Raw genomic sequence first — 26,354 nt, forward strand, 5'->3', positions numbered from 1 at the left:
AATGAAACGCAGGCGAGTGGGGTTGATGGTGGCCATGGCCGAGGCCGGGCTGGGCATCATGTACTGCCCGCACACGCTCACCCGCGAAGCGCTGGCCAGCGGCCGCCTGCAACGCGTGCTGACCGGCTGGCGCACGCCGCACCGCACCCTGTACGCGGTCTGGCCGCAACAGCAGTTGCCACGCAAAGTGCGCGCGCTGCTCGAACACTTGTCGGACTTCGCCCGGCAGACGCCGCTGCTGCAGGGCGACGAAGCGCCTGCCGCGTAACGTACCCCTTAGTTCGCCTTAGTACCCCTTGGCCGGATCGTACAAGTTCGGCAGCGGCTCGCCTGCCTCGCAGCGGCGGATCAGCTCGGCCACGTAGCGGGCGCGTTCGCGCCGGGTGGGCGTGGCGGCGCAATGCGGCGTGATCATCACGCCCGGATGCCGCCACAGTGGCGAGTCGGCCGGCAGGGGTTCGGCCTCGAAGACATCCAGCACCGCTTGCGACAACTGGCCGCTGTCCAGCGCGGCCAGCAGGTCTGGCTCGACCATGTGCGAGCCGCGCCCCACGCTGATCAACGCCGCGCCGCGCGGCAGTTGCGCCAGGGTCTCGGCGCCCAGGATGCCGCGCGTGGCCTCGGTGCCAGGCAGCAGGCAAACCAGGATGTCGGTGCGGGCCAGGAACGCCGGCAGTTGCTGCGGCCCGCCATAGGTGTCCACGCCGGCGATCGGGGCGGGCGCCCGCGACCAGCCGGCGGTGGGAAAGCCCGTGCGCGCCAGCAGCGCGGCGGTGGCCGAGCCCAGGTAACCCAGCCCCATGACGCCGACCCGCATATCGCGCATCATGCGCGGCACCTCGGGCGTGTCCCAGCGGCAGATGGCCTGGTCGTTGGCGAAACGCTTGAACTCCTTGGTAATGGCTAGCGCCGCGGCCAGCACGAACTCGCTCATTTCGCCGGCCGTTTCCTGCGTAACCAGCCGCGCAATCGGCACATGGGCCGGCAATTGCGGATCAGCCAGAATGTGGTCAACGCCCGCGCCCGAACTGATGATGAGCTTCAGGTTGGGAAACGACGCCAGCCAGCCGGGGTCGGGTTCCCACACCAACGCATAGCCGACCTGCCCGGGGTCGGCCACGGGCTCGTGGCGGCCGCTGATCTGCAGGCCGGGCGCGAACTCGCGGAAATGCTCGCTCCATTCGGGCAGGGCCTGCGCCCCCCCAGACTTGATCACCAACTGCATGAGTGCCGGATTTCCCTTTTCGAACAGCCGCGCGGCCTGGTGCGCGCGCGGCCCCGTATTAAACCAGCTTCCATTTTTTCAGCAGCGCGTCGAGCTCGCCGCTGCGCTTGACCTCATCGAGCGCGGCCTGCAGCTTCTGCTTCAGCGCATCGTCGCCCTGCCGCAAGCCCAGGCCAATGGAGCCGGGCAGCGAAGCCTTGTAGCTCTGCACCAGCCGCGTGCGGGGAAACTGGCCCAGGCCCAGATAGTAGGAAAGCGTGGGATAGTCGGCAATGCCGGCCTCGATGCGCCCGGCATTGACGTCGCGGATGATGGCCGGAATGGTGTCGTACACCTTCACTTCCTTGAAAATGCCCGCGGCCTTCAGCGCGTCGACATAAACGGTGCCTACCTGCGCGCCCACCACACGGTCTTTGAACGGCTGGTACGAGGGGTAGTCGGTCTTGTCGGTGGACGGCACGATCATGCCTTCCCCATACGTGTACACCGGCCGGGTGAAGTCGATCACCTGCTTGCGCTTGTCGGTGATGTACATGGCCGAGGCGATGATGTCGATTTTCTTGGACGTCAGCGACGAGATCAGGGCGGAGAAATCCATGGCCTCGATAGCCGGCGTGAACCCGGCGTGCTTGCCCACGGCCTGGATCAGGTCGATCATGAATCCCTGCATCTGTTGTGTGGCAGGGTTCAGGAACGAGAATGGCACGCCGTTGGTTTCGGTGCCCACCTTCATCACGGTTTGTGCGGTGGCGGGCGCCGCGCTGGCGGCCAGGGAGACCGCCGCGGCGGCCAGGGCAAATTGCACTCTTCGGATCATCGTCATGCTCCAGGAGATGGCTTGCGCCGTTGGGAATGCCTGCGGGCATTGTCCTACTTTTCTCGCCGCGCGGTCGCTTATCTCGCCACGGGCCACCGGCTAGGGTAGATCAGGCTTGACACCGATTTATGCTCAGACGTAGCATAAATACAGGTTCCTCTTTTTTTACCCTAAAAATGCTCGATATGAGCATAAATTGGCCGTCGCGCCAGACAGCTCGCCACGGAGACCCCGCCATGCACACACTTGCCGCTCGGCCAGTGGAATTCGACCTGCCCGCCTCGCCGGCCCAGGCAGCCTGCCCCACCACCATCGGCCAGGCCTGGGCCCGCGTGCCAGAACCCTTGCCCCCCGGCCAGCGCGCCGCCTTGATCGAGCGTATTCGCGAGCTGCTGGCGCGCGAGCGCGCCGTGCTGGTGGCGCATTACTACGTCGACGCCGACCTGCAGGAACTGGCCGAAGCCACCGGCGGCTGCGTGGGCGACTCACTGGAGATGGCCCGCTTCGGCCGCGACCATCCGGCCGACACGCTGGTCGTGGCGGGGGTGCGCTTCATGGGCGAAACCGCCAAGATCCTCAGTCCGTCCAAGCGCATCCTGATGCCCGACCTGCAGGCCACCTGCTCGCTGGACCTCGGTTGTCCCGACGATGACTTCACCGCCTGGTGCGACGCACATCCCGACCGCACGGTGGTGGTCTACGCGAACACCAGCGCGGCCGTGAAGGCGCGCGCCGACTGGGTGGTAACTTCATCCATCGCGCTGGACGTCGTGGCCAACCTGCACGCGCGCGGCCAGCGCATCCTGTGGGCGCCCGACCGGCACCTGGGCAGCTACGTGCAGCGCCAGACCGGCGCCGACATGCTGCTGTGGCAGGGCGCCTGCGTGGTGCACGATGAATTCAAGGGCGTCGAACTCGAACTGCTGCGTGCCGAACACCCCCAGGCCCGGGTGCTGGCGCACCCCGAATCGCCCCAGGCGGTGCTGGCCCAGGCCGACGTAGTGGGCTCGACCACGCAGCTGATCGACGCCGCGCGCGCGCTCGACGCCGGGCAATTCATCGTGGCCACCGACCAGGGCATTCTGCACAAAATGCGCGCGGCCGCGCCCGGCAAGCAGTTCATCGCGGCCCCCACGGCGGGCAACAGCGCCACTTGCAAAAGCTGCGCCCATTGCCCGTGGATGGCCATGAACGAGCTGGCCGGACTGGCCAACGTGCTGGAACACGGCCACAACGAAATCACGCTGGACCCGGAGCTGGGCCGCCGCGCCAAACTGCCTATCGACCGCATGCTGGCCTTCGCCGAACAGCGCAAGCAACGCGTGCGCGCCAGCGGCGACCTGGCGCGCGACACGGCGCTGTACGAACGGGTCGGCCCGGCCTGACAGGAGTGCCCACCATGACATACGACGTCATCGTCGTCGGCAATGGCCTGGCCGGGCTGGCCACCGCGCTGGAACTGGCGCCGCGTTGCCGCGTGGCGCTGCTGGCCAAGGGCGGCGTCGAGCACAGCGCGAGCCATCGGGCGCAGGGCGGCATCGCCGCCGCGCTAGACCCGCAGGATAGCGTGGCCGAGCACGTGCGCGATACCCTGGTCGCGGGCGGCGGCCTGTGCGACGCCGACGCCACGCACCGTATTGCCGCCGATGCGCGCCGCGCGATCGGCTGGCTGCAACAGCAAGGCGTGGCCTTCACCCCGGAAGCACCCGGCCAGCCGGCATTGCACCTGACGCGCGAAGGCGGACACGGCCGCCGGCGCATCGCGCACGCGGCCGACGCCACCGGCCGCGCGGTGGTGGCCGCACTGGCCGAACGCGCGCGCCGCCATCCGAACATCACCTGGCTGCAAGCGCATTGCGCCATCGACCTGGTGCTGGCCGGGCCCGCCGGCACGCCCGCCGCCCGCTGCCTGGGCCTGACGGTGCTGGACACGGCGCACGGCCGGCTGGCCACGCTGGCCGCGCCGCGGGTCGTGCTGGCCACCGGCGGCGCGGGCCAGGTCTACGCGCAGGCCACCGCGCCAGCGGCGGCCACCGGCGACGGCATCGCCATGGCCTGGCGCGCGGGCTGCCGCGTCGCCAATCTGGAATTCATCCAGTTCCACCCCACCAGCCTGCACCACCCGCAAGGCGATGCCTTCCTTATTTCCGAAGCCGTGCGCGGCGAGGGCGGCCTGTTGCGCCTGCCCGATGGCACGCGCTTCATGCCCGCGCACGATGCGCGCGCCGAGCTCGCGCCGCGCGACGTGGTGGCGCGCGCCATCGATACGGAAATCAAGCGCCACGGCCTGGAATGCGTGTACCTGGACATCAGCCATCGCCCGCGCGAATTCCTGCAGGAGCACTTTCCGAACATCTATGCCCGCTGCCTGGAACTGGGCATCGACATGGCGACCGAGCCGATTCCGGTGACGCCGGCGGCGCACTACACCTGCGGCGGCGTGCTCGCCGATACCGCGGGCCGCACCGACCTGCCCGGGCTGTACGCCGTGGGCGAAACCGCCTGCACCGGCTTGCATGGCGCCAACCGCCTGGCCAGCAATTCACTGCTTGAATGCGTGGTAATGGGCCACGCCGCGGCGCAGGCCATCCTGGCCGAGCAGCGGGCGGGCACCATGACGGCCAACATCGCGACCGCGGGCGCGGCGGCCGGCGGGGCGAACGCGCCGCACATGCGGGCCGGCAGTGCGACGCACCCATCGGTCGCGCGCGACCGCCAGGCCCTGCGCCAACTGATGCGCGACGACGTCGGCATCGTACGCAGCAACGCATCGCTGGCCCGCGCCGCGCAACGCATCGCGCAATGGGAGGCCGACACGGCCCGGCGCTGGCAGGCTGGCGGCATCAGCCGCGGCCTGCTCGAACTGCGCAACCTGCTGCAGGTGGCGGCCCTGATCGTGCGCGCCGCCAGCGCGCGCCACGAAAGCCGTGGCGCGCACTTCAACCAGGACTGGCCCGCCACCCTGCCCGAGGCGCACCCCAGCATCATGCGTGCCACAGCCCTGCACGAAACGCAGGCCGCCGCATGACCGGATAGGCCGGGCGCCAGGCGCTCATGGCGCAACCTTAAGGCGAAGAACTGCGCGTTGCCTGCGTATAGGCCAGGTGTCAGGCTCCCGAAGGGTGCCTGACACCGTACGACTGAGATCGCTGAGGCATACAGCGGGTGTCAGACACCTGGCGCTTCCGGCGGCAAGCCCGGTATCAGGCCTTGGCCTGCACGCCGAAACAATGTTCGGGCGCCGGGAAGGCCCCCGCCCGCACATCCTGCGCATAACGCTGCGCCGCGCGCCCGATCTCGTCGCCCAACTGCGCGTACTGCTTCACAAAACGCGGCACCCGGGCGCCCGACATACCCAGCATGTCTTCGGTAACCAGGATCTGGCCGTCGCACGCTGGCGAGGCGCCGATGCCGATCACGGGAATCTGCAGGGCCTCGGTCACGCGCCGGCCCACGGCCTCGGCCGTGCACTCGACCACCAGCGCGAACGCGCCGGCCTCCTGCAGGGCTTGCGCGTCGCGCAGGATGCGCTCGCTGCCGTCGGCCTGCATGCCCTGCGCCTTGTAGCCGCCCACAGTGTTGACCTGCTGCGGCATCAGGCCGATATGGCTGACCACCGGCACGCCGCGCGCCGTCAGGAATTGCACCGTTTCGGCCATCTCGACGCCGCCTTCCAGCTTGACGGCCTGCGCGCCGGTCTCGGCCAGCACGCGCGCGGCCGACTCGAACGCCTGCATGGGCGAGGCCTGGTAGCTGCCGAAAGGCAGGTCGACCACCACGCAGGCCTGCGTCGAGCCACGCACCACAGCGGCCCCGTGCGCGATCATCATGTCGAGCGTCACGCCCAGGGTGCTGGGCAGGCCATACACCACCATGCCCAGCGAATCGCCAACCAGCAGCAGGTCGGCGTGGGGGTCGAGCTGGCGCGCCATGGGGGCGGTGTATGCCGTTAGCGCCACCACTTTGCCGGGGCCCTTGGCCTGGCGGATGGCGGTCGTGGTCTTGCGGGACTGCGATTGCTGTGCACTCATGATGGACGCCTGGAAATGTCGATACCGAAAAATGCCGGAACTGAAAACGGTCTATGGTAGCGCCATGGCCCGCGGCCCGCGCCGGCGCGCGGTCAACGGTATGATCGGGCCATTCAGGCATCTGGCTATTCATGCCACCAACCTCGCATCTGTCATGACCGGTTTCGAACACAATCCGTTTCTGCACTCGCTGGGCGCCGTCATCCAAAGCTGGGGCGACGGCAAGATTGTGCTCAGCATGGACCTGCGTCCGCAGCACCTGAACCGCCAGGGAGCGCTGCAAGGGGGCGTGGTCTGCGCCCTGCTCGACGCCGCCTGCGGCTATTCCGGCCTGGTGCCGCAAATGGACGACAGCCAGGGCAACGCGGTCACCATTTCGCTGGCGATCAATTTCATCGGCTCGGTCACGGGCGGCCAGGTACTCGCCACCGGCACCGTTACCGGGCGCGGCCGCAAAATCTATTTCGCGCGCGCCGAAGTCTGCACCCCTGATGGCCGCATCCTGGCTTCGGCGCAGGGGTCGTTCAAATACGGCGGGCCACAACTGATGGCCAGCTCGTCCACGGAGAACCCTGCATGACGGACACCTCGCATACTGTCGAACAAGCCATCGTGTCGCGCCAGAGCGTGCGCGGCTTCCTGCCCACGCCGGTGCCGCCCGACCTCATCCGCCGCATCCTGCAGGCCGCGGCGCGCGCGCCCAGCGGCAGCAACATCCAGCCCTGGAAGGTGCACGTGGTCACGGGCGCCCGGCGCGATGCGCTGTCGCAGGCCCTGGTGCAGGCGCATGCGCGCGGCGAGCCCGAGCGCCGCGAATACCAGTATTACCCGGTAGCCTGGCGCAGCCCGTACATCGACCGGCGCCGCGAAACCGGCTGGGGCCTGTACAGCCTGCTGGGCATCCAGAAGGGCGACCGCCAGGCCTCGGCGCGCCAGCATGCGCGCAACTTCGAATTCTTCGGCGCGCCTTGCGTGCTGCTGTTCACCATCGACAACGACCTGGACAAGGGCAGCTGGCTCGACTACGGCATGTTCCTGCAGAACATCATGGTCATGGCGCGCGGCTGCGGCCTGGACACCTGCCCGCAGGCAGCGCTGGCGAACTACCCCGACATCGTCAAGCAGCACCTGGGCATTCCCGACGACCAGATCGTGGTGTGCGGCATTTCAATCGGCTACCAGGATGAAGCCGAGCCCGCCAACCAGTACCGCACCGGCCGCGTGTCGGTTGACGACTTCACGACCTTTCACGAGGCGTAGCGCCGACCGCGCGCGGCGATACGCCGTAGTGCCTGCGGAACGCGGTAGAAAAATTGCCGGCATGGTCGTAGCCCACCTCAAAGGCCACCTGGGTCACCGGCAGGCGGGCGCGGATCAGCGCCATGGCATGGCGCATTCTTACCGCCAGCAGGTATTCCGACAGCGTCGCGCCATGCACGGCCTTGAATATGCGCGACAGCTTCGACACGCTGACGCCGGCCTGCCGCGCCAGCTCCCGCACGCTGGGCGGGTCGCGAAAAGTTTCGGCCAGGCGGGCCGCCACGCGTTCCGCGATGGCCTGGTCGCGCGGCCGGATCTCGCCCGCCGCCTCGCCCGCGCACATACAAGCGAAAAAATGCCGCACGATGTCCTCGGCCCGCGCCTGCAACAGCAGGCGGCGCATGTAGCGGTCATCCGTGGTTTCAAAAAAGCACTGCGCGGCCTGCTGCATGGCGGCCGTCATGCCGGCCCGGAACAGCGCGAACGTGCCCGGATCGTCGTCCAGGTAGCGGCCCAGCGCGCCCCCGTAGCGGGCGGCGTCCAGGCCCAGTTCGTGCACCAGGTAGTCGCGCGTGCACGATACCGTCACCGAGCGTTCGCGCTCGCCAGCATCGAATATCTCGATCTTGCGGGCGCCGCGCGGCTGCAGCAGCGCGCTGCACGACAGGCCATCCACGCCGTGCGGCGGCTCGCGCCCGTCGGTCACGGATGAATGGCCGGCCATGCGCAAATGGATTTTCAGGGCGCCGCTGCAGTCGTAATGCTCTTCCATGGCGCGCGGGCGGGTAATGTCGGCCCAACTGGCCGACAGGCCCGAGCCCAGCACCAGCGTATCGCGGTAGCCTGTCAGTCCGGCGCCGGCCGGACGCGTCTTGATGAAACAGGCCGACCCGGCCGGTTCCACGCCGATCACCTCATAGGTGTGCGGCACGTAGGCATGCAGGCGATTGACAACAAGGTTATCCACGGCGGGGGCAGTCCAGGCGGACCGGAAAGGTGGCAATAACATTACCGGGGCGCTTCGCGCAGCGTCAAGCCAACGGGCCAGGCGCGCCGATACCTACGGGAAAACCCTCAGACACGGTGGCGTGTTCGCAATTTCGCCCGTCCGGCAAACAAAGCATACACGTGCGCATAAGCGCGCCGGCGCGCACAAGACTAAGCTGGCCGGCACCGACCGCTCTGGAGCCTGTACATGCAGCACGATGCCGCCCCCCGCCGCCAACCCCACTTTTCCATGATCCGGCGCGCCGGCGAACTGGTATTCGTGTCTGGCCAGATGGCCTTCGGCGCGGGCTTCAGCATCGTTGGCGACGACGTGGCGGCCCAGACCCGCACTTGCCTGGACAACATCGCGCGCCAGCTCGCCACGGCCGGACTGACAGCCCGCGACATCGTCAAGACCACCGTCTGGCTGGCCCGAGTCGAAGACTTCGCCGCCTTCGACGCGGCCTATGGCGCCTACTTCGGCAACACCGTGCTGCCGGCCCGCTCGACCGTGCGCGCCGACCTGATGGTGCCCGGCGCGTTGGTCGAGATCGAAGCCGTGGCCAGCCATACAGGGGAGCCGGCATGAGCCCGGCCGATCCGGCCCTGGGCGTGGCCCACGACGCCGTCGACTGGATCAAGCGGCTGGTCAGCATCGACACGACCAGCCGCAATTCGAACCTGGGCCTGATTGAAATGGTGCGCGACGAATTGCGCCAGGCCGGTATCGAATCGCACCTGAGCTACGACGCCGGCGGCGCCAAGGCCAACCTGTACGCCACCGTGCCGGCCGCCGATGGCGGCACGCAGGGCGGCATCGTGCTGTCGGGCCACACCGACGTGGTGCCGGTCGACGGCCAGGATTGGGACAGCGACCCGTTCCAGCCCCAGGTGCGCGAGGGCCGGCTGTATGGCCGTGGCACCTGCGACATGAAAGGCTATATCGGCACCGCGCTGTCGCTGCTGCCGCGCATGACCGGCGCAACCCTCAAGAAACCCATCCACTTCGCGCTGTCGTACGACGAAGAAGTCGGCTGCGTGGGCGCGCCCCTGATGCTGGCCGACCTGCAGGCGCGCGGCGTGCGGCCCGAAGGCTGCATCGTGGGCGAGCCGACCTCGATGCGCGTGATCGTGGCGCACAAGGGCATCAACGTATGGCGCTGCTGTGTACGCGGCCATGCCGCGCATTCTTCGCTGACTCCCAAGGGCCTGAACGCCATTGAATACGCGGCGCAGCTGATCTGCCACATTCGCGAACTGGCCGACCACATGCGCGCGGTGGGCCCGTTCGACGACGCGTTCGACGTGCCTTTCAGCACCGCCCAAGTGGGCACCATCCAGGGCGGCATCGCGGTCAATACCATTCCCGGACAATGCCAGTTCGAGTTCGAGCACCGCAACCTGCCCGGCGCGGATCCCGACCAGTTCTTCGCGCGCATCCAGTCGTACGCCCACGATACGCTGTTGCCTCGCATGCGCCGCGAACATCCCGATGCGGCCATCGAACTCACATCGCTGGCCAGCGCCCCGTCGCTGGACGCATCGGAACAGGCCGCCATCACCCAGCTGGTGCGCGCGCTTACCGCCGACAGCGCCCACCGCAAGGTCGCCTATGGCACCGAGGCAGGCCAGTTCCAGCGGGCCGGCATTCCGGCAGTAATCTGCGGGCCGGGCGATATCCAGCAGGCGCACAAAGCCAATGAATTCGTCGCGCTGGAGCAAGTGGCGCAGTGCCACGCGTTCCTGTCGCGCGTCATCGACAGTCTTGCACAACCATAATCACAACTCCAGGGAGAGCCTTTCATGACTACCGCAACGACGTTCAACCCGGCCGCCGGCAGAGCGTCACCGGCCGCGTGGCGCATCATCGCCGCCGCCTCGATCGGCAACGCACTGGAATGGTTCGACCTGGTGGTCTACGGTTTCTTCGCCGTCACGATCTCGCGGCTGTTCTTTCCCTCTGACAACGACAGCATCTCGCTGCTGCTGACGCTGGGCACCTTCGGCGTATCGTTTTTCATGCGTCCGCTGGGCGCGGTGGTGCTGGGTGTATACGCCGACCGCGTCGGCCGGCGCGCCACGCTTACGCTGTCGATCGTGCTGATGATGCTGGGCACGCTGCTGATCGCCGTCATGCCCACATACGACGCCATCGGCATCTGGGCGCCCATTGGTATCGTGGCCGCGCGCATGATCCAGGGCTTCTCGGCCGGTGGCGAGTTCGGCAGCGCCACGGCCTTTCTGGCCGAACACACGCCTGACCGCCGCGGCTTCTTCGCCAGTTGGCAGGTTGCCAGCCAGGGCCTGACGACGCTGCTCGCGGCGGGCTTCGGCGCCGGCCTGAACGAATGGCTGACGCCCGAACAAATGCAGTCGTGGGGTTGGCGCATTCCCTTCTTGTTCGGCCTGGTGATCGGACCGGTGGCGTATTACATCCGCACCCGCATCGACGAAACGCCGGAGTTCCTGGCCGTCGAACGCACCGAGACGCCGCTGAGCGACACCTTCACCACCCATCGCCTGCGCCTGCTGCTGGCCATCGGCACCGTGGTGCTGGGCACCGTGGCCACCTACCTGGTGCTGTACATGCCCACCTTCGCGGTCAAGCAGCTGGGCCTGCCGCCCGCGGCGGCTTTCGCAGCCACACTGCTTACCGGCGTGGTGCAGTTCATCGTCGCGCCCATGGTCGGCCACTGGTCCGACCGCCACGGCCGCACCGGCATCATGGTCGCGGCAGCCGCACTGTTCCTGGTGCTGATCTACCCGCTCTTCCTGCTGCTGGCGGCCTCGCCCACCTTCGGCACCATGATTGTGGTGCAGATCATCATCGGCCTGCTGCTGTCGGGCTATTTCGGCGCGTTGCCCGCTCTGCTGACCGACCTGTTTCCCACCCAGTCGCGCACGACCGGCATGTCGCTGGCCTATAACATTGCAGTAACCATCTTCGGCGGCTTTGCGCCCTTCATCATCGTGTGGCTGATCTCGGCCAGCGGCAACAAGCTGGCGCCCAGCTTCTACCTGATCTTCGCGGCCCTGGTCAGCCTGGCCTCGCTGTTTGCCGTGCGCAAACGGCTGGGCCTGAAGTAAGGCGCGCCGCACCGAACCCCGGCATCGTTACGTACCCGGCAGTACCAAGCAGGAATCCTCATGACCCAGCTAGACACCACCACTCTTCCCGACCTGTCCGCCATCGCCGGCCTGCGCGCCCAGCTGAAACAGTGGGTGCGCACCACACCCGTATTCGACAAGACCGACTTCGAACCCATGCCGGGCACGGCGGTGAACTTCAAGTTCGAACTGCTGCAGGCCAGCGGCACCTTCAAGGCGCGCGGCGCGTTCTCGAACCTGCTGGCGCTGGACGACGATCAGCGCGCGGCCGGCGTCACCTGCGTGTCGGCGGGCAACCATGCCGTTGCGGTGGCCTACGCCGCCATGCGCCTGGGCATCCCGGCCAAGGTGGTCATGATCAAGACCGCCAGCCCGGCCCGCGTGGCGCTGTGCCGCCAGTACGGCGCCGAAGTGGTGCTGGCCGAAAACGGCCAGACGGCATTCGACACCGTGCACCGCATCGAAGACGAGGAAGGGCGTTTTTTCGTGCACCCCTTCAATGGCTACCGCACGGTGCTGGGCACCGCCACGCTGGGTCACGAATGGCTGGAGCAGGCCGGCGCGCTCGACGCCGTGATCGTTCCCATCGGCGGCGGCGGGCTGATGGCGGGCATCAGCACCGCCGTGAAACTGCTGGCGCCGCAATGCCAGGTCATCGGCGTAGAGCCCGAAGGCGCCGCCGCCATGCACCGCAGCTTTGAAACCGGCGGCCCCGTCAAGATGGGCCCCATGCAGAGCATCGCCGACAGCCTGATGGCGCCGCACACCGAGCAATACAGCTACGGACTGTGCCGCCGCAACGTCGACCGCCTGGTCAAGGTGTCCGACGATGAACTGCGCGCCGCCATGCGCCTGCTGTTCGACCAGCTCAAGCTGGCCACCGAGCCGGCATGCGCCACCGCCACGGCCGCGCTGGTCGGCGGGTTGAAGGCCGAACTGGCCGGCAAGCGGGTTGGCGTGCTGCTGTGCGGCACCAATACCGACCCCGCCACCTTCGCGCGGCACCTGGGCCTCGGCTGAAGGCCCGCGCCGCCGGCGGCACCTGGGCGGCCAAGCGGTACGCTCCGCTAGCGCGGAATTGGTACTTTGGCGCGCGCCCGATCTGGTCCACAATGCCCCAGATCGCCAACCACCCGGGCGCCCCGCCCGGGCCTGCGCCCTATTACGGACCGCCATGAAAGCCTATTACCATCCCGACCAGGCCCAGCATCACCCGCAAACCTATTTCTCGCGCGGCAAAATGCGCACCCCCCAAGAAGTGCCCGACCGCGCCAACGCCCTGGTCGGGGCAGTAAAACAACTGGGCTTCGACCTGCGCCAGCCGCCCGACGCGGGCATGGCGCCGCTGACGGCCGTGCACGCGATCGACTACCTGCAGTTCCTGAAAACCGCCCACCACGAATGGAAACAACTGCCCGAAGACTGGGGCGATGAAGTCGTGTCCAACGTGTTCGTGCGCGAACCCAACGCGCTGCGCGGCGTGCTGGCCAAGGCGGCGCGCTACCTGGCCGACGGCAGCTGTCCGGTAGGGCCGTCGACCTGGCATTCCGCCTACTGGTCGGCGCAATCGGCCGTGGCCGGCGCCGACGCCCTGTTGGCCGGCGACCGGCACGCCTACGCTCTATGCCGCCCGCCCGGCCACCATGCCCGCCGCGACGCCGCGGGCGGCTTCTGCTACCTGAACAACTGCGCCATCGCCGCGCAGCGCCTGCGCGGCAAATACGCGCGCGTGGCAGTGCTGGACACCGACATGCACCACGGGCAGGGCATTCAGGAAATTTTCTACGAGCGCGACGACGTCTATTACGTGTCGATTCACGGCGACCCGGAAAACTTCTACCCCGTGGTGGCCGGCTACGACAACGAAAAAGGCGCGGGCCGGGGTTTCGGCTACAACCTGAACCTGCCCATGCCGCACGGCTCGCCCGAATCGGTGTTCTTCGACAAGCTCGACATCGCCGTCAATGCCATCCAGGTGTTCCAGCCCGACGTGCTGGTGCTGGCGCTGGGGTTCGATATTTTCGAGCGCGACCCGCAGGCCAAGGTCGCGGTCAGCAGCGCCGGCTTCGAGCGCATCGGCCGCGCCGTAGCCAGCTTCGGCGTGCCCGTGCTGGTGGTGCAGGAAGGCGGCTACTACATCGAAGGCCTGCCGGAAAACGCCGAGGCGTTTTTCGCGGGATTGCGCTGATTTCCACCCTGGTGCGGGCGCAGGCCACCCTGGGTCGACGCTAGCGGGCCGGCAGAGCAGGCTGCCGCCGCGCCACCGGTATCATGTACCCAGCGCATCCCCCTCTTTTGCCGGCACGCTATCCGCACCATGGTCGATCCCGCCAATCTGCTTGCCATCGTCCTGATGGCCACCGTCACGTACCTGGCCCGCATCGGCGGCTATATCCTGCTGCGCAACCGCAGCCTGGGCCCCCGCGCGATGGCCGTGCTGGAAGCCGCTCCCGGCTGTGTGCTGCTCTCGGTCATCGCGCCCGTCTTCGTGGCCGACCGGCCCGCCGACCTCATCGCGCTGGCGTGCACCGTGATCGCCGCCATGCGCCTGCCCTTGCTTCCCACCGTCATCATCGGCATGGGCAGCGCCGCGCTGCTGCGCCACCTGCTGCCCTGACGCCGCCTGTCCGCGCACATGAGCACCCCGACATCCCGCCGCGCCGACGCCCGCCAGATGCCCGGCCCTGCCACCACCTGGACCCAATGCTGTGCCGGCGCCACGGCCAGCCTGCCGGTGTTGTTCGGCATCATTCCATTCGGCCTGGTGCTGGGCGCGCAAGCCGCTCAAAAGGGCCTGACCCCGTTCGAAGTGCCGCTCATGACCGGCCTGAACTTCGCCGGCGGCTCGGAGTTCGCCGCCCTGGGCCTGTGGAGCTCGCCGCCGCATGTTCTGCTGATCATGGCCGTGACCTTCCTGGTCAACAGCCGCATGCTGGTCATGGGCGCCGCGCTCACGCCCTTCCTGCAGCACCTGCCCAGGCGCAAAGTGCTGCCCGCGCTGTTCCTGATGACCGACGCCAGCTGGGCCCTGTCCATGGCCGACACGCGGCGGCGCGCCGAACAGGGCATCGGGCCGGCCTTCAGCCTGGCCTACTACATGGGCTCGTCGCTGGTGTTCTACGTGGCCTGGATAAGCTGCACCACCCTGGGCGCCATCCTGGGGCCGCTGCTGGGCCACCCCGAAGCGTACGGCCTGGACATGGCCTTTCCCGCCGTGTTCCTGGTCATGCTGCGCGGCATGTGGCGCGGCCTGCGGCGCGCATGGCCATGGCTGGTCAGCCTGGTCGTGGCGGCGCTGGCCAGCAAGCTCCTGCCCGGCGCCTGGTACGTGGCGGCCGGCGCGGTAGCGGGCATCCTGGCCGCGCTGGCCTGGGCGCCGGCGCAGCCCGCAGCCAAGCCCGGCCCCTGAGCCTACCGGCCACCTGCCGTAGGCCGCACGCAGGCCCATCAGCGGCCCGCATACGTTTTAACGTATGAATAATATGAATATTTCATTTTTTCCCGCATACCTGGCCCGCCCATAATGGGTGCGCGCCGGCGGCTGTACGCCAGGCGTCCACGCGGCACACACGATGCCGACAACGACAACAGATCCTGGAGAGACAAAGCATGCCGTCCCCACTCCGCCGCACGATGCTGGCCGCCGCGCTGGCCGCCGCCAGCCTGGTCAGCATCGCCTGGGCCCAGACTCCCGGCTCCTACCCTACCCGCCCTGTCACGCTGTACACGGCTTTTTCCGTGGGCAGCGGTCCCGATGTCGTGCTGCGCATGTTGGGCCAGGCGCTAAGCAAGAAATGGCAGCAGCCGGTCATCGTCGAAAATCGCCCCGGCGGCGGCGGCTTCATCGCCCTGGAGGCCGTGGCGAAGCTGCCGGCCGACGGCTACGCGCTGCTGCAGCTCGACAGCGAACATGTCTCGGCGCTGCCGCACCTGTACAAGTCGCGCCATTACGTTCCACTGGAAAAGTTCGACTTGGTGGCGCCCGTGTTCTACACACCCTTCATGATCGCGGTCGGCAGCCAGCCGCCCTGGAAGAACGTCACCGACCTGGTCAACGCCGCCAAGGCCAAGCCCGACCGCGTGACCTACGGCTCGTGGTTCGTGGGCAGCCCCGGGCACCTGGGCGGCGAATGGCTGGGCGCGCTGACCGGCACCAAGATGGTCCACGTGCCCTACAAGGAAGTCAGCCAGCTGTACACCTCCGTAGCCACCGGCGAAGTGGACTGGGCATTCGGCACCATCCCGTCCACGCGTCCCGTGTACGAAACCGGCAAGCTGCGCTACCTGGCCATCGCCGCGCCGCGCCGCCATCCTCAGTATCCGGACGTGCCCACCGTGGCCGAAGCCGGCGGCCCTGCCGAGCTCGACGTCAATTCAATTGTGTCGCTGCTGGCCCCCAAAGGGCTGCCCGACGACGTGCGCGACAAGATCTACACCGACGTGACCGCCGTGCTGGCCGATCCGGCCCTGCGCAAACGCTTCGACACCTTCGCATTCGAACCGCTCGACTGGCCGCTGCCCGAACTGCGCAAACGGCTCGACGAAAAATCGGCCACGTACGAAAAGCTGATCGAAAACGCGAAGATCAGCCTGGACTGAGCGCCGCGCCCGCACGCGGCAGGCGGGCGCCCCGGCGCCCGCTCAGTCGCCCGGTCAGGCGGCCGCTTCGAGCACTTGCCCGAACTGATACAAGCCGGCCTCGCCCAGTTGCGGTCCGATCAGTTGCATGCCCACCGGCAGGCCTTGGGCATCCGCGCCGAACGGTACCGACAGGCTGGGATGGCCGGACAAGTTGGTGGGCGCGGTCAGGCGCGTCAGCAGCCAGGGCGTGGCATAGTCCTTGCCGTCCAGCACAGAAGCGCGCGTATCGCGCGGCGGCGCGGTAATGCCGCAGGTGGGGCACAAAATCACGTCGACCTGCGCCAGCACCTCATCGAACGACTGCCGCGCCACGGCCTGCATGGACATTGCCTGCAGATAATCGGCCGCGCTCACGTCGCTGCCCGTCAGCAGCCGCGTCCGTACTTCGGCCTGGTACGGCGCCCCGGCATCGAGCGCCCGCCGGTGCGTGGCGTAGGCCTCGGCCTTCAGCACCAGTTGCTGGGCATCGTAGATGGCCTGCACGCGCGGAATCTCCACCGGCACGACGCGCGCGCCGGCCTGTTCGAACACGGTGCGGGCGCGCTCCAGCGCCTGCCGCACCGGCGCATCCAGAAAATCGTTATAAAACCCCATCGCCAGGCCGACGGTGCGCCCGCGGATCGGCTGGCCGATCAGGCGCGCATGGCTGTCGCGGGGCATGCCGGTCAGCACGTCCAGCAGCAGGGCGTTGTCGCCCACCGTGACGGACATCGGCCCCACGTGGTCCAGCGTGTGGCTCAGCGCGAAAATGCCATCGCGCGGCAGCAGGTCGTAGGTGGGCTTCATGCCCACCACGCCGCACAGCGCCGCCGGCAGGCGAATCGACGCGCTGGTATCGGTGCCCAGCGCGCCCGCGCACAGGCCGCCGCCCAGCGCCGCGGCCGAACCGCTGCTGGACCCGCCCGTCATGTGCGCCGGATTGTGCGGGTTGCACACGGCGCCAAAGTAAGAGCGGTCGCCGGTCGGGCCATAGGCGAATTCATGCGTATTGGCCTTGCCAATGACGATCGCGCCCTGGGCGCGCAAGCGCCGCACAACCTCGGCATCGCCGGTGGCCAGGTTCTGCGCATACTGTTCCGACCCCATGGTCGTGCGCATGCCCGCCACGTCGATCAGGTCCTTGACGGCAACGGGAATGCCGCACAGCGCGCCAGCGGCGCCCGCCGGCCCGGCGTATGCCTGGTCGGCGGCCTTGGCGGCGCGCATGACGGCCTCGGCGTCCACGCTGATAAAGCTGTTCAGCGCAGAGGCGGCGATCTGGTCCAGCAGGGATTGCAGTGTTGCGGAAGGGGTTGCTTGGCGCGTGCGGTAGGCCGACGCAAGTGCAGCGATGTTCAGCATATTGAAGAAAAAACAAAGAAGAAGGGCGCGGCGTTGACGCGTTAGCCCGCACGGCAAGACCGTGCGGGCGCCAGCCGGTTACTGCATGGGAACGATCTTCCCGTCGTGGAAGTGGGCCAGCTTGATCGCGCCGTCATTCTGGTTCTTCTGGTCGAAGTGCACCGGGCCCAGCAGCGTGTCGAAACCCTGCAGCTGGGCCAGGCCCGCCTGGATCTGCTCGGCGCTGGTGCCGCCGCCCTTGCGGGCCGCTTCCACCACGGTGTAGACCGCTTCGTACGAACCCGCGGCGAACGCGCCGGGCTCGGTGTTGTAGCGCGCGCGATAGGCCGTCTCGAACTGCTTCGAGCGCTCGTCACTCAGGCCCGGCAGCCAGGTTGTCGGAAACACCGCGCCCTCGGCGGCGTCGCCGGCCAGTTCCTGGAACTTGGCCACGCCCTGGCCTTCGTTGACGATCAACTGAGTCTTGATACCCAGCTCGCGAATCTGGCGCGCGATGATCGAGCCCTCGGTGTAGTAGCCGTGCACGAACAGCACGTCGGGAGCCTGATCGCGGATATTGGTCAGCTGGGCCTTGAAATCAGTTTCGCCGCGGTTGTATTCCTCGTACGCCACCACCTCGGCGCCCAGTTCTCGGGCGCGATCGGCCGCTGCCTTGGTGGGCGGCTTGCCGTAGTCCGAGTTCTCGGCCAGGAACGCGATCTTGTGCGCTTTCTTATCCTGGATGTAGTACTCGATGGCCTTGGTGTCGAGCTGGTTGTCGGTGATCTTGATACGCCAGGTGTACTTGAAGCCCTGCTCGGTAATCGTGGGCGAGCCCGCCATGCCGTTGACCAGCGGCACCTTGTACTTCTCGTTCTCTTTCGAGAACGCGATCGTGACCAGGCTCGCGTCCGAACCCACAATGGCGTCGACCTTGCGCTGCGTAATCAGCTTCTTGGCGGCATTGATGCCGGTGGCCGGATCGCTCTTGTCATCCTCGGCGTGAACCTCGATGGGCAGGCCATTGACACCGCCCGCCTTGTTGATTTCGTCGATAGCCAGGCGCGTACCCTTGTTATGGGCATCGCCATACGATGCCGCCGCGCCCGTAATCGATTCGATGATACCCAGCCGCAGCGGGGTGCCGCCGGTGGCCGCGGCGGCCTCTTCCTTCTGGCCGCAGCCGGCCAGCGTAACGGCCGCCGCGATAGAAGCAACGGCCAGGGTGCGGGAAGAAAACTGGATCATGATTTCGTCTCTCTGGTCATGGGAATGGAAATGCCGCACAGCGGCGCAACCGGCGTGGCGCGTATCAACTGTCCATGCCGAGGTAGGTCTTGCGCACCAGGTCGCTGCGCAGCAGCGTCTGGGTGTCATCCGAGCCGACGATCTGCCCGGTTTCAAGCAGGTAGCCGCGCTGAGCGGTCTGCAACGCCAGCGTGACGTTCTGCTCCACCAGCAAGATGGTGGCGCCGCCCGCGTGGATCTCTCGCAGCTTCTCCATCAGTTCGGCCACCACCAGCGGCGCCAGCCCCAGCGACGGCTCGTCCAGCAGCAGCAGCTTGGGCCGTCCCATCAAGGCGCGGCCAATGGCCACCATCTGCTGCTCGCCGCCGCTCATGGTGCCGGCCTTCTGGCGAAAACGTTCTTTCAGGCGCGGAAACTGCACCAGGACGCGTTCAATATCGTGCTGCACTTCCTGGTGGGTCGAGCGGCGCGCGCGCGCCCCGATGACCAGGTTCTCGGCCACCGTGAATTCAGGGAAAACACGGCGGCCCTCGGGCACGATGCTGATGCCCTTGCGGATAATGCTGTCGGGCGCCTGGCGTTCGACCGACTCGCCCATGAACTCGATACGGCCGCCGCGCACCGGCTGCAGGCCCAGAATCGACTTCAGCAGGGTGCTCTTGCCCGCGCCATTGGCGCCGATCAGGGTCACGAATTCGCCCGTGGCCACATCCAGGCTGCACTGTTTCAGCGCCTGCACGCGGCCGTAGTAGGTGTCGATGCGGTCGATCTTAAGCATGCTGTGCTCCGGCGCCCAGGTAGGCGGCAATCACTTTTTCATCGCGCTGGACTTCCTGCGGCGTGCCGTCGGCGATCTTGTGGCCGTACTCCAGCACCACTATGTGCTCGCACAGGCCCATCACCAGCTTGATGTCGTGCTCGATCAGCACCACCGTATAGCCCAGCCCGTGCAGCTTCAGGATCAGGTCGCGCAGCGCCACGCGTTCCTGCAGGTTCAACCCGGCCGCGGGTTCGTCCAGCAGCAGCATCTTGGGGTCAGTGGCCAGCGCACGGGCAATGTCCAGCTGGCGCTGTTCGCCGTACGGCAGGTTCGAGGCCAGCTCGTCCGCCTTGCTTTCCAGGCCCACGTACGACAGCAGCTCGAGCGCGCGCTCGCGGGTGGCGCGGCGTTCGGCCCGCTCGCGCGGCGTGCGCAGTATCGACGCCATCACACTCGCGTGGGTGCGGTCCTGGCGGCCGATCATCACGTTCTCGGCCAGCGTCAGGTCGGGAAACACCATAATGTTCTGGAACGTGCGGGCCACGCCCAGGCGGTTGATCTGGTGCAGTTTCAGCCGGCTGATTTCGCTGCCGTTGAAATGCACCGAGCCGGCCGTGGGCACGTAGATGCCGCTGACCACGTTGAACAACGACGTCTTGCCCGCGCCGTTGGGTCCGATCAGGCCGTGGATAACATTGGCCTGCATGGTGAACGACACATCGGAAAGCGCCTTCACGCCGCCAAAGGCCAGGGTCAGGTTCTCGACAGAAAGCATGCTTACCTCGCGCGCAGTAACTTGAGCTTGTTGGGCAGGTCCACCAGCCCCTTGGGCAGGAACAGAATCACCAGCGCCAGCAGCAGGCCGTAGACCAGCACGTTGTATTGGCCGAATTCCTGCGCGTACTCTTCGATGATGGTCAGCGCGAACGCCCCGATGACCGAGCCATAGATGTTGCCGATGCCGCCCACGAAGGTCATGATCAGGAACAGCACCGACACGTTCAGGCCCAGCCGGTCAGGGTCGATGAAGCCGTCGTAGTGCACGAACAGCGTGCCCGCAAAGGCCGCGAACAGCGTGCTGATGGTGAACGACAGCACCTTGTAGCGAAACACCGGTATGCCCAGCGACTGCGCGGCCAACTCGTTGTTGGCGATGGCCTGCAACGCGTCGCCCGTACGCGAATCGATCACCCGCTGCAGGATGATGAACCCCGCGAACATGCACAGCAGCACGTAGTAGTAGTAGCCCAGGTCGCTGGTAAGCGACCAGCCGAAGAACTCGGGCGCCGGCACGCCGGTCAGGCCCGAGGGGCCGCCGGTGATGTCGCTGTTCTTGATGATGACCTGGATGATCACCGCAACGGCAATACTGGCCAGCGCCAGATAGTGGCCGCTGGTGCGCAGCACCAGCATGCCGACCAGGCACCCCAGCACGCCGACCGCTGCGGTGGCCAACGGCACGGCCACCAGATAAGGCATGCCGGCCTTGACCATCATCCCCGACAGGTACGCCGCCAGCCCGAAAAAGGCCGCGTGGCCTATGGAGATCTGGCCCGTATAGCCGGCAAACAGCGTCAGGCCCATGACCACGATGGCGTAGGTGGCGGCGCGGATGCCCAGGTGGGTAATGAACGGGTCATTCAGGATGACCGGCAATGCGATCAGGGCCAGCGCGCACAACGCGGCGCCATACTTGCGTCGAGACATGATGACGGTGTCCTTAGACTTTCTTGATCTGTTTCTTGCCCAGGATGCCGTTGGGCTTGACCAGAATGATGAGGAGCAGGATCGAGAACGAAACCAGATCCTTGTAGGCGGAGTTGATCAGCAGCGTGCCGAACTGTTCGATCACGCCCAGCAGGATGCCGCCCACCACCGCCCCCGACAGCAGGCCCAGCCCGCCCAACAGCGCGGCGGTGAAGCCCTTGAGCATGATCAGATTGCCCATGTCGAACGACAGCACCGCAATCGGCGCGTACACGATGCCGGCGGCCGCGCCCAGCGCCGAGCACAGCGCCACGGTGAAGTTGTTGATGCGCGACACGTTGATGCCCATCATGCGCGCGGTGGTCTTGTCCTGCGCCACGGCCCGCACCGACAAGCCCAGCGGCGTGCGCGTGAACAACACGTACAGCAGCGCCATGATCAGCAGCGTCATGCCGATCACGATCAGGTACTGGTCGCTGATCTGCACCGCGCCCAGCTTCGCGGTGTGCGCGCTAAGGGGCGGGAAGCGGTACGCCGAAGACCCGAACACCAACTGCGCCGCGCTGCGCAACAGAATGAACAGCGCCACGGTCATCATGAACAGCGAGAGCTGGTTGGCGTTTTCCAGGCGGCGCATGAAAACCCGTTCGAGTATCGACCCGAACAACAGCGCCGAGGCAATGGCCAACGGGAATGCCAGCCACATCGACAGGCCCATGTCCACATGAAAGACATAGCCCAGGAATGCGCCCACCATGAAAATCTCGCCTTGCGCGAAATTGATGATGTCCATGCCGCGGAACACCAGCGTGATCGCCAGCGCGATCATCGCGTAGGTGCTGCCCACAGACAGTCCGTAAATCAATTGCTGCAGAAAATGGTCCATTTCCCGGTCTCTACCCAAACGTTCGGGTTGCACTGTATGGGCAGGCGCAAGCATTGGCAATCTAGTATTTACCCGAACGTTTGGGTAAGAGGGCAAAATTGCTATCATTCGCCCAAAAGGAACGAGCGCCATGAAAGGAAAGCAGTCTCCGGTAACCTTGCGTTCGCTGGCACAACAGCTGAATGTCCACGTCTCGACCGTGTCCCGGGTGCTCAACGGCACTGACGACGACGCGCGCACCGCCGCCGCGCCCGAAACGGTCGAACGCATCCGCGAACTGGCGCACCAGCTCAATTACCGCCCCAATCCACATGCCATCGGCCTGCGCACCCAGAAAACACGCACGGTCAGCGTGCTGGTACCGCAGCTGTCCGACCTGGTGGTGGCCACCATCTACGAAGGCATCGACGCGGCGGCGGCCGATTCCCGCTACCTGACTTTCGTCGCCAATACGGGCGACGCGCCGGCGCGCCAGCGGCAGCTGGGCGAAATGGCGCTCGACCGGCGCGTCGAAGGGCTGATCTTCGCCGACGCCCGCCGCGACGACACTCGCTTTCTGGACGAAACCGCCAAGCGGGGCATCCCCATGGTGCTGGTCAGCCGCCATGTGGGTTCGCACTGTTCGGTTACCTGCGATGATCCGGCCGGCGGCCGCATGGCGGCCGAGCACCTGCTGGCCCTGGGACACCGGCACATCGCCGTGCTGGCGGGCGAAGAATACGCCAGCACCGGCTGCGACCGCAGCGCCGGTTTCATCGAACACTGCCGCGAACACGGGGTGGGCATTCCGGCCAAATGGATCCTGCACGGCCCGTTCGACACCCGCGCCGGACGGCGCGCCGGCGAAAAGCTCTTCAGCCAGGCGCGCAAACCCACCGCTGTGTTCGCGGTCAACGACTTCCTGGCCATCGGCCTGATGGGCGCGGTACGCGATCGCGGCCTGGTGCCCGGCCATGACGTAGCCATCGTGGGCTTTAACGACACGCCGCTGGCCGCCGAGCTGCCCATCAGCCTGACCACCATCAATTCACCCATGCACGCCATGGGCTATCGCAGCATGGAACTGCTGCTGGCCCGCATCAACGGGGGCCGGCCCGCACCCGAGCGGCTGGCGCCGCGGCTCATGATACGGCGCAGCACCGATCCCAACGCGCAGCCGCCATCCACCGCGCGCGGCGCCGCGTAAGCTACCAGGCCGGCAACCGCCACGGCGCGCCGCCGCTCAATGCCCGCGCGTCATGGCGTGCAGCACCCCATCGCGCCGAATCCAGCCGTGGAACAGCGCGGCAGCCAGGTGCAGCAGCACCGTGGCCAACAGCGCAAAGGCCAGGTACCGGTGCGCGCCGCGTAGCCACGCGAACAGCGCCGCATTGGCGGGCGCAATGGATGGCAACTGCCAATTACCCACCATCACCGGGTAGCCACCGGCCGACACCATGGCCCATCCGATTAGCGGCATGGCGAACATCAACGCGTAGAGCAGCACATGCGAAACATGCGCGGCCTGGCGCTGCCATGCCGGCAGGTCGGCCGGCAACGCCGGCGCGCCGCCGTACAGCCGCCGGGCCAGGCGCAGGCATGCCAGCGCCAGCAGCGCCAGGCCCAGGGGCTTGTGGATCTGTATCAGCCACTGGTGCCGCTCGGACACCGAGGCCACCATGCCCACCCCAATAAACAGCATCGCGATGATGCCGGCCGCCATCAGCCAGTGCAACAGGCGCGCGGGCAGGCTGAAGCCCTCCGTAGGTTGTCGGGTCGAACGGCTCATTGCGCGTGCTCCTGCTGGGTAGATGGGGAAGTGGCGGCGGCATCCCGCGGCGGCCCTTCGCGGGTACGGCGTTCGTACGACGCGGCGTAGGCAGCCGAACGCGCCGGCAGCAGCGGGTCGTCAGAAATCGCCATGCCGCGCGGCAGCACGGTCGGGTCATAGTTCACGTCGCGGCAGGGGCCTTCGTCCTGCGTCGCACTGCGGGTGATCACCACGGTACCCGCGTCGATGGTGGGCCGTTCAGCCGGCCATTGGCGCGTGGCATCGTTGGTGGGGTCGCCCGGCTCGCCCAGCGTGACCAGTAACCGCCACCGCAAGGGGCCTTGCGCCAGGCGCCGCTGCAAGTCGGCCTGCAAATAGTCTGCATCGTGCGCCGGCGCGGCGGCGGGCGCGGGCGCGGTATCCACGGGCGCCAGGCGCCAGCGCACCGGCTGCCGCTTGCCCTGGGCATCGATGAAGTAAAACGCGTGCAGCGCGTAATAGCTTTCAGTGGCGTAGCTGGCCGACGGCTTGGCCGTCTTCACCCAGGCAAGAAATGCCGCGGTCTCGGGATGTGCGGCAAAAAACGCCTGCATGCGCCGGGGGTCGGGCTTGCCGGTGGCGGGATCGCGCCTGGCCGCGAGCTGCTGCTCATAGAAGGCCTCGGGCGTGGCCACCGGAAATACCGGCATGCTGTTCATGCCGGTGCGCCATTGCTCGCCGTTGGAAGAAGTAAAACGCAAGGCAAAGCTGCGTATGGGCACACTGGAATCCGGCGCGTAGGGGTTGCCGCCCGGTAAGGCCAGCCGCCCCACGATCGGAGTATCGCCCGGGGCGAACAGCGCAGCGGTCGACAGGGCGTGCGCCGCGCCATTGCTTTCAAAATGGCCAACCACACAGACGCCTTTGGCATGGTTGCGCCGGTAGCCGGCGTGAACGCCGCTGTTTGCTTCCAGCGCATCGACCACGCGGTCGGGCGTCAGCCGCTGTGGGTCGAGCCAGCCGCCCACGTAGGCGAAAGCGGCGCCCGAGGCCAGCACAATGACGCCGATGGCGCCCAGGCGCAGGAAAATTTGCCGGGCAGCTAGCGGCCGGGCGTCGCGTTGAGGAGGATACGGCATAGAACTCCTGGCTTTTACGATGAATACCCGGGTAGGACGATGCGGCAAAAAATTTATTCCCGCGGGGAATAAACTGGCGCGGCGGGCGTCTTACGTCATTGGCCTGTAAGCTTGTGGCGCATAGGCGCGGGCCCGCACAGGAACCCCGACATGATCCAACCGGTACGCTTGCCTTTGCCCGAGCCCGTGTCCAGCGAAGATGATGCCCTCCAGACAGAAGAACTGTCCGATGCCGTGCTGCGCCTGCTGCTGCCCCGGCTGCGCAGGTTCGCCCTGCGGCTGGCGCGCGACCCCGCGTCCGCCGACGACCTGGTCCAGGCCACTCTCGAACGGGCGCTGACGCGCTGGCCGGGCCGCCGCCCGGAAGGCAACGTGCGGGCCTGGCTGTTCACCATCCTGTACCGTCAGTTTCTCGACTCCCAGCGCCGCGGACGCCGCTACGCGCGGCTGCTCGAATGGTTCTCCGGCGCCGACTCGGCGGCCCCCTCGGCCGAGCGCCAGGTGCTGGCCCGTTCTTCGCTGGACGCCTTCGAACGCCTGCCGGAAGCGCAGCGCACGCTGCTGTGGCTGGTCAGCGTGGAAGGCCTCAGCTACAAGGCGGTGGCGGATCTGTTCGACATTCCCGCGGGCACGGTCATGTCGCGCCTGTCGCGCGCGCGGCGCGCATTGCGCGACCTGAACGAAGGGCAAACTGTCGCCGCGCACTTGAGGATACTGAAATGAGCCAATCTCCCATCGACGACCTGGCACGCAATGCCTATGTAGACGGGCAGCTCGACGCCGCGCAGCGGCGCGCCATGGAGGCCTACCTGCTGGCGCACCCCGAACAGGCTCAGGAACTCTCCGCATGGCAGCGCGACGCACAAGAACTGCGCCGGGCCGCCGGCCAGGACAGCCTGCCGCCCAACCCCGAGCTCGACCCTGCCGCGGTACGCGCGCGGCTGCGCGCGCGCACGCGACGCCGGCTGGCGATGGCGAGCAGCCTGTGCGTGGCGCTGGTGCTGGGCGGCGCCACGGGCTGGAGCGCGCGCGACAGCGCCTTGGCGCACCGGGTACTGCCCATGCAGGATGCCGTGCAGGCCTACCGCCTGTTCGCGTCCGACCATGCGCCCCAGCCAGACCTGCGCGCCGATGCGGGCAGCCTGCAAAGCTGGCTGGACGATTATTTCGCGCACGCCCAACGCCTGCCCGACCTCAGCGCCAGCGGCTACAAGCCGGTGGCGGCGCGCCTGCTGGCCACAGACCAGGGCCCGGCGGCAATCGTCATCTACGAAAACGCCGGGCAGCGCGCCAGCTTCTATATCCGTCCGCCGGGGCCGGGCATGCAGATGCTGCCCGAGGGCAGCCGGCGCGATGGCAAGCTGCTGGCCCGCTATTGGTCCGGGCAAGGGTACAACTACGCCCTGGTCGGCGTGGGCGATGGCATGCCCGACGCGCCGCCGCCCATGCCCGTCCAGGCGGCCAGCCAGGCCTCGTAGATTCTCGCGTGACCTATC

At 67.3% G+C, this 26,354-nt stretch carries 28 protein-coding genes; 16 read left to right on the forward strand and 12 right to left on the reverse strand.

Annotated features, from left to right (window positions below; genetic code table 11):
* Position 1: 1 nt before the first annotated feature.
* The gene (locus BPET_RS24660) at positions 2-268 is read left to right on the forward strand and encodes a LysR substrate-binding domain-containing protein (protein ID WP_081483043.1); all 267 of its coding nucleotides are present in this window, start codon (positions 2-4) and stop codon (positions 266-268) included.
* A gap of 18 nt (positions 269-286) precedes the next feature.
* Here BPET_RS24660 and BPET_RS24665 read toward each other — a convergent pair whose 3' ends face one another.
* Both BPET_RS24665 and BPET_RS24670 read right to left on the reverse strand, forming a co-directional pair.
* Entirely contained in the window at positions 287-1,225 is a 939-nt protein-coding gene (locus tag BPET_RS24665) for a 2-hydroxyacid dehydrogenase (RefSeq protein ID WP_012251697.1), read from the reverse strand.
* 58 nt (positions 1,226-1,283) lie between these two features.
* Positions 1,284-2,042 (reverse strand): ABC transporter substrate-binding protein, encoded by a 759-nt coding sequence (locus tag BPET_RS24670; protein WP_012251698.1) that lies wholly within the window; start codon positions 2,040-2,042, stop codon positions 1,284-1,286.
* A 236-nt stretch (positions 2,043-2,278) separates the two neighbouring features.
* Between BPET_RS24670 and nadA the strand changes: the two genes are divergently transcribed.
* Positions 2,279-3,427 (forward strand): quinolinate synthase NadA, encoded by a 1,149-nt coding sequence (nadA, locus tag BPET_RS24675; protein ID WP_012251699.1) that lies wholly within the window; start codon positions 2,279-2,281, stop codon positions 3,425-3,427.
* Positions 3,428-3,441: 14 nt separating this feature from the next.
* Positions 3,442-5,070 carry an L-aspartate oxidase gene (gene nadB, locus BPET_RS24680; RefSeq protein WP_012251700.1) on the forward strand — a complete coding sequence of 543 codons (1,629 nt, stop codon included), beginning with the start codon at positions 3,442-3,444 and terminating at the stop codon, positions 5,068-5,070.
* 175 nt (positions 5,071-5,245) lie between these two features.
* On the opposite strand, the gene panB is transcribed toward nadB, so the two are convergent.
* Positions 5,246-6,073 (reverse strand): 3-methyl-2-oxobutanoate hydroxymethyltransferase, encoded by an 828-nt coding sequence (panB, locus tag BPET_RS24685; protein ID WP_012251701.1) that lies wholly within the window; start codon positions 6,071-6,073, stop codon positions 5,246-5,248.
* 31 nt (positions 6,074-6,104) lie between these two features.
* Here panB and BPET_RS24690 point away from each other — a divergent pair, with 31 nt between their 5' ends.
* Together BPET_RS24690 and BPET_RS24695 are read left to right on the forward strand one after the other, a co-directional pair.
* Positions 6,105-6,653, forward strand: coding sequence for a PaaI family thioesterase (locus BPET_RS24690; RefSeq protein WP_158310102.1), 549 nt, complete (start codon positions 6,105-6,107; stop codon positions 6,651-6,653).
* The gene (locus tag BPET_RS24695) at positions 6,650-7,333 is read left to right on the forward strand and encodes a nitroreductase (protein ID WP_012251703.1); all 684 of its coding nucleotides are present in this window, start codon (positions 6,650-6,652) and stop codon (positions 7,331-7,333) included. The genes BPET_RS24690 and BPET_RS24695 overlap by 4 nt, the downstream gene beginning before the upstream one ends.
* Here the strand turns inward: BPET_RS24695 and BPET_RS24700 are convergent.
* Positions 7,311-8,300, reverse strand: coding sequence for a helix-turn-helix transcriptional regulator (locus BPET_RS24700; RefSeq protein WP_041863299.1), 990 nt, complete (start codon positions 8,298-8,300; stop codon positions 7,311-7,313). The two genes, BPET_RS24695 and BPET_RS24700, sit on opposite strands and share 23 nt — an antisense overlap.
* 228 nt (positions 8,301-8,528) lie before the next feature.
* Between BPET_RS24700 and BPET_RS24705 the strand changes: the two genes are divergently transcribed.
* From BPET_RS24705 to BPET_RS24740, 8 genes are all read left to right on the forward strand, one after another.
* Positions 8,529-8,909 carry a RidA family protein gene (locus BPET_RS24705; protein ID WP_012251705.1) on the forward strand — a complete coding sequence of 127 codons (381 nt, stop codon included), beginning with the start codon at positions 8,529-8,531 and terminating at the stop codon, positions 8,907-8,909.
* Positions 8,906-10,099: an acetylornithine deacetylase gene (argE, locus tag BPET_RS24710; RefSeq protein ID WP_012251706.1), complete on the forward strand. Its 1,194-nt coding sequence runs from the start codon at positions 8,906-8,908 to the stop codon at positions 10,097-10,099. The genes BPET_RS24705 and argE overlap by 4 nt, the downstream gene beginning before the upstream one ends.
* Before the next feature lie 24 nt (positions 10,100-10,123).
* Positions 10,124-11,407 (forward strand): MFS transporter, encoded by a 1,284-nt coding sequence (locus BPET_RS24715; RefSeq protein ID WP_012251707.1) that lies wholly within the window; start codon positions 10,124-10,126, stop codon positions 11,405-11,407.
* 60 nt (positions 11,408-11,467) lie between these two features.
* Positions 11,468-12,448 carry a threonine/serine dehydratase gene (locus BPET_RS24720; protein WP_012251708.1) on the forward strand — a complete coding sequence of 327 codons (981 nt, stop codon included), beginning with the start codon at positions 11,468-11,470 and terminating at the stop codon, positions 12,446-12,448.
* Positions 12,449-12,602: 154 nt separating this feature from the next.
* Positions 12,603-13,616 carry a histone deacetylase family protein gene (locus tag BPET_RS24725; RefSeq protein ID WP_012251709.1) on the forward strand — a complete coding sequence of 338 codons (1,014 nt, stop codon included), beginning with the start codon at positions 12,603-12,605 and terminating at the stop codon, positions 13,614-13,616.
* Between the two features lie 129 nt (positions 13,617-13,745).
* Positions 13,746-14,045, forward strand: coding sequence for an AzlD family protein (locus BPET_RS24730; RefSeq protein ID WP_012251710.1), 300 nt, complete (start codon positions 13,746-13,748; stop codon positions 14,043-14,045).
* A gap of 57 nt (positions 14,046-14,102) precedes the next feature.
* Positions 14,103-14,837, forward strand: a complete 735-nt coding sequence (locus BPET_RS24735; RefSeq protein ID WP_041863301.1) for an AzlC family ABC transporter permease — start codon at positions 14,103-14,105, stop codon at positions 14,835-14,837.
* 200 nt (positions 14,838-15,037) lie between these two features.
* On the forward strand, positions 15,038-16,027 hold the full coding sequence (locus tag BPET_RS24740) for a Bug family tripartite tricarboxylate transporter substrate binding protein (protein WP_012251712.1): 990 nt from the start codon (positions 15,038-15,040) through the stop codon (positions 16,025-16,027).
* A 54-nt stretch (positions 16,028-16,081) separates the two neighbouring features.
* Here BPET_RS24740 and BPET_RS24745 read toward each other — a convergent pair whose 3' ends face one another.
* From BPET_RS24745 to BPET_RS24770, 6 genes are all read right to left on the reverse strand, one after another.
* Positions 16,082-17,410, reverse strand: a complete 1,329-nt coding sequence (locus BPET_RS24745; protein ID WP_012251713.1) for an amidase — start codon at positions 17,408-17,410, stop codon at positions 16,082-16,084.
* A gap of 78 nt (positions 17,411-17,488) precedes the next feature.
* On the reverse strand, positions 17,489-18,637 hold the full coding sequence (locus BPET_RS24750) for an ABC transporter substrate-binding protein (protein WP_012251714.1): 1,149 nt from the start codon (positions 18,635-18,637) through the stop codon (positions 17,489-17,491).
* Between the two features lie 64 nt (positions 18,638-18,701).
* The gene (locus tag BPET_RS24755) at positions 18,702-19,415 is read right to left on the reverse strand and encodes an ABC transporter ATP-binding protein (RefSeq protein ID WP_012251715.1); all 714 of its coding nucleotides are present in this window, start codon (positions 19,413-19,415) and stop codon (positions 18,702-18,704) included.
* Positions 19,408-20,172, reverse strand: a complete 765-nt coding sequence (locus tag BPET_RS24760) for an ABC transporter ATP-binding protein (protein WP_012251716.1) — start codon at positions 20,170-20,172, stop codon at positions 19,408-19,410. The genes BPET_RS24755 and BPET_RS24760 overlap by 8 nt, the downstream gene beginning before the upstream one ends.
* Before the next feature lie 2 nt (positions 20,173-20,174).
* Positions 20,175-21,104, reverse strand: a complete 930-nt coding sequence (locus BPET_RS24765; RefSeq protein ID WP_012251717.1) for a branched-chain amino acid ABC transporter permease — start codon at positions 21,102-21,104, stop codon at positions 20,175-20,177.
* A 13-nt stretch (positions 21,105-21,117) separates the two neighbouring features.
* Positions 21,118-21,990 carry a branched-chain amino acid ABC transporter permease gene (locus BPET_RS24770; protein ID WP_012251718.1) on the reverse strand — a complete coding sequence of 291 codons (873 nt, stop codon included), beginning with the start codon at positions 21,988-21,990 and terminating at the stop codon, positions 21,118-21,120.
* A gap of 130 nt (positions 21,991-22,120) precedes the next feature.
* Here BPET_RS24770 and BPET_RS24775 point away from each other — a divergent pair, with 130 nt between their 5' ends.
* Positions 22,121-23,176, forward strand: a complete 1,056-nt coding sequence (locus tag BPET_RS24775) for a LacI family DNA-binding transcriptional regulator (protein ID WP_012251719.1) — start codon at positions 22,121-22,123, stop codon at positions 23,174-23,176.
* Positions 23,177-23,212: 36 nt separating this feature from the next.
* Here BPET_RS24775 and BPET_RS24780 read toward each other — a convergent pair whose 3' ends face one another.
* Both BPET_RS24780 and BPET_RS24785 read right to left on the reverse strand, forming a co-directional pair.
* Positions 23,213-23,758, reverse strand: a complete 546-nt coding sequence (locus tag BPET_RS24780) for a cytochrome b (protein ID WP_012251720.1) — start codon at positions 23,756-23,758, stop codon at positions 23,213-23,215.
* Positions 23,755-24,858, reverse strand: coding sequence for a catalase family peroxidase (locus BPET_RS24785; protein WP_012251721.1), 1,104 nt, complete (start codon positions 24,856-24,858; stop codon positions 23,755-23,757). The genes BPET_RS24780 and BPET_RS24785 overlap by 4 nt, the downstream gene beginning before the upstream one ends.
* Positions 24,859-25,008: 150 nt before the next feature.
* Between BPET_RS24785 and BPET_RS24790 the strand changes: the two genes are divergently transcribed.
* Positions 25,009-25,581, forward strand: a complete 573-nt coding sequence (locus tag BPET_RS24790) for an RNA polymerase sigma factor (protein ID WP_012251722.1) — start codon at positions 25,009-25,011, stop codon at positions 25,579-25,581.
* Positions 25,578-26,336 carry an anti-sigma factor family protein gene (locus tag BPET_RS24795; protein WP_012251723.1) on the forward strand — a complete coding sequence of 253 codons (759 nt, stop codon included), beginning with the start codon at positions 25,578-25,580 and terminating at the stop codon, positions 26,334-26,336. The genes BPET_RS24790 and BPET_RS24795 overlap by 4 nt, the downstream gene beginning before the upstream one ends.
* The last annotated feature ends 18 nt before the right edge of the window (positions 26,337-26,354 follow it).

This window comes from Bordetella petrii (assembly GCF_000067205.1).
Classification (GTDB): Bacteria; Pseudomonadota; Gammaproteobacteria; order Burkholderiales; family Burkholderiaceae_B; genus Bordetella_A; species Bordetella_A petrii.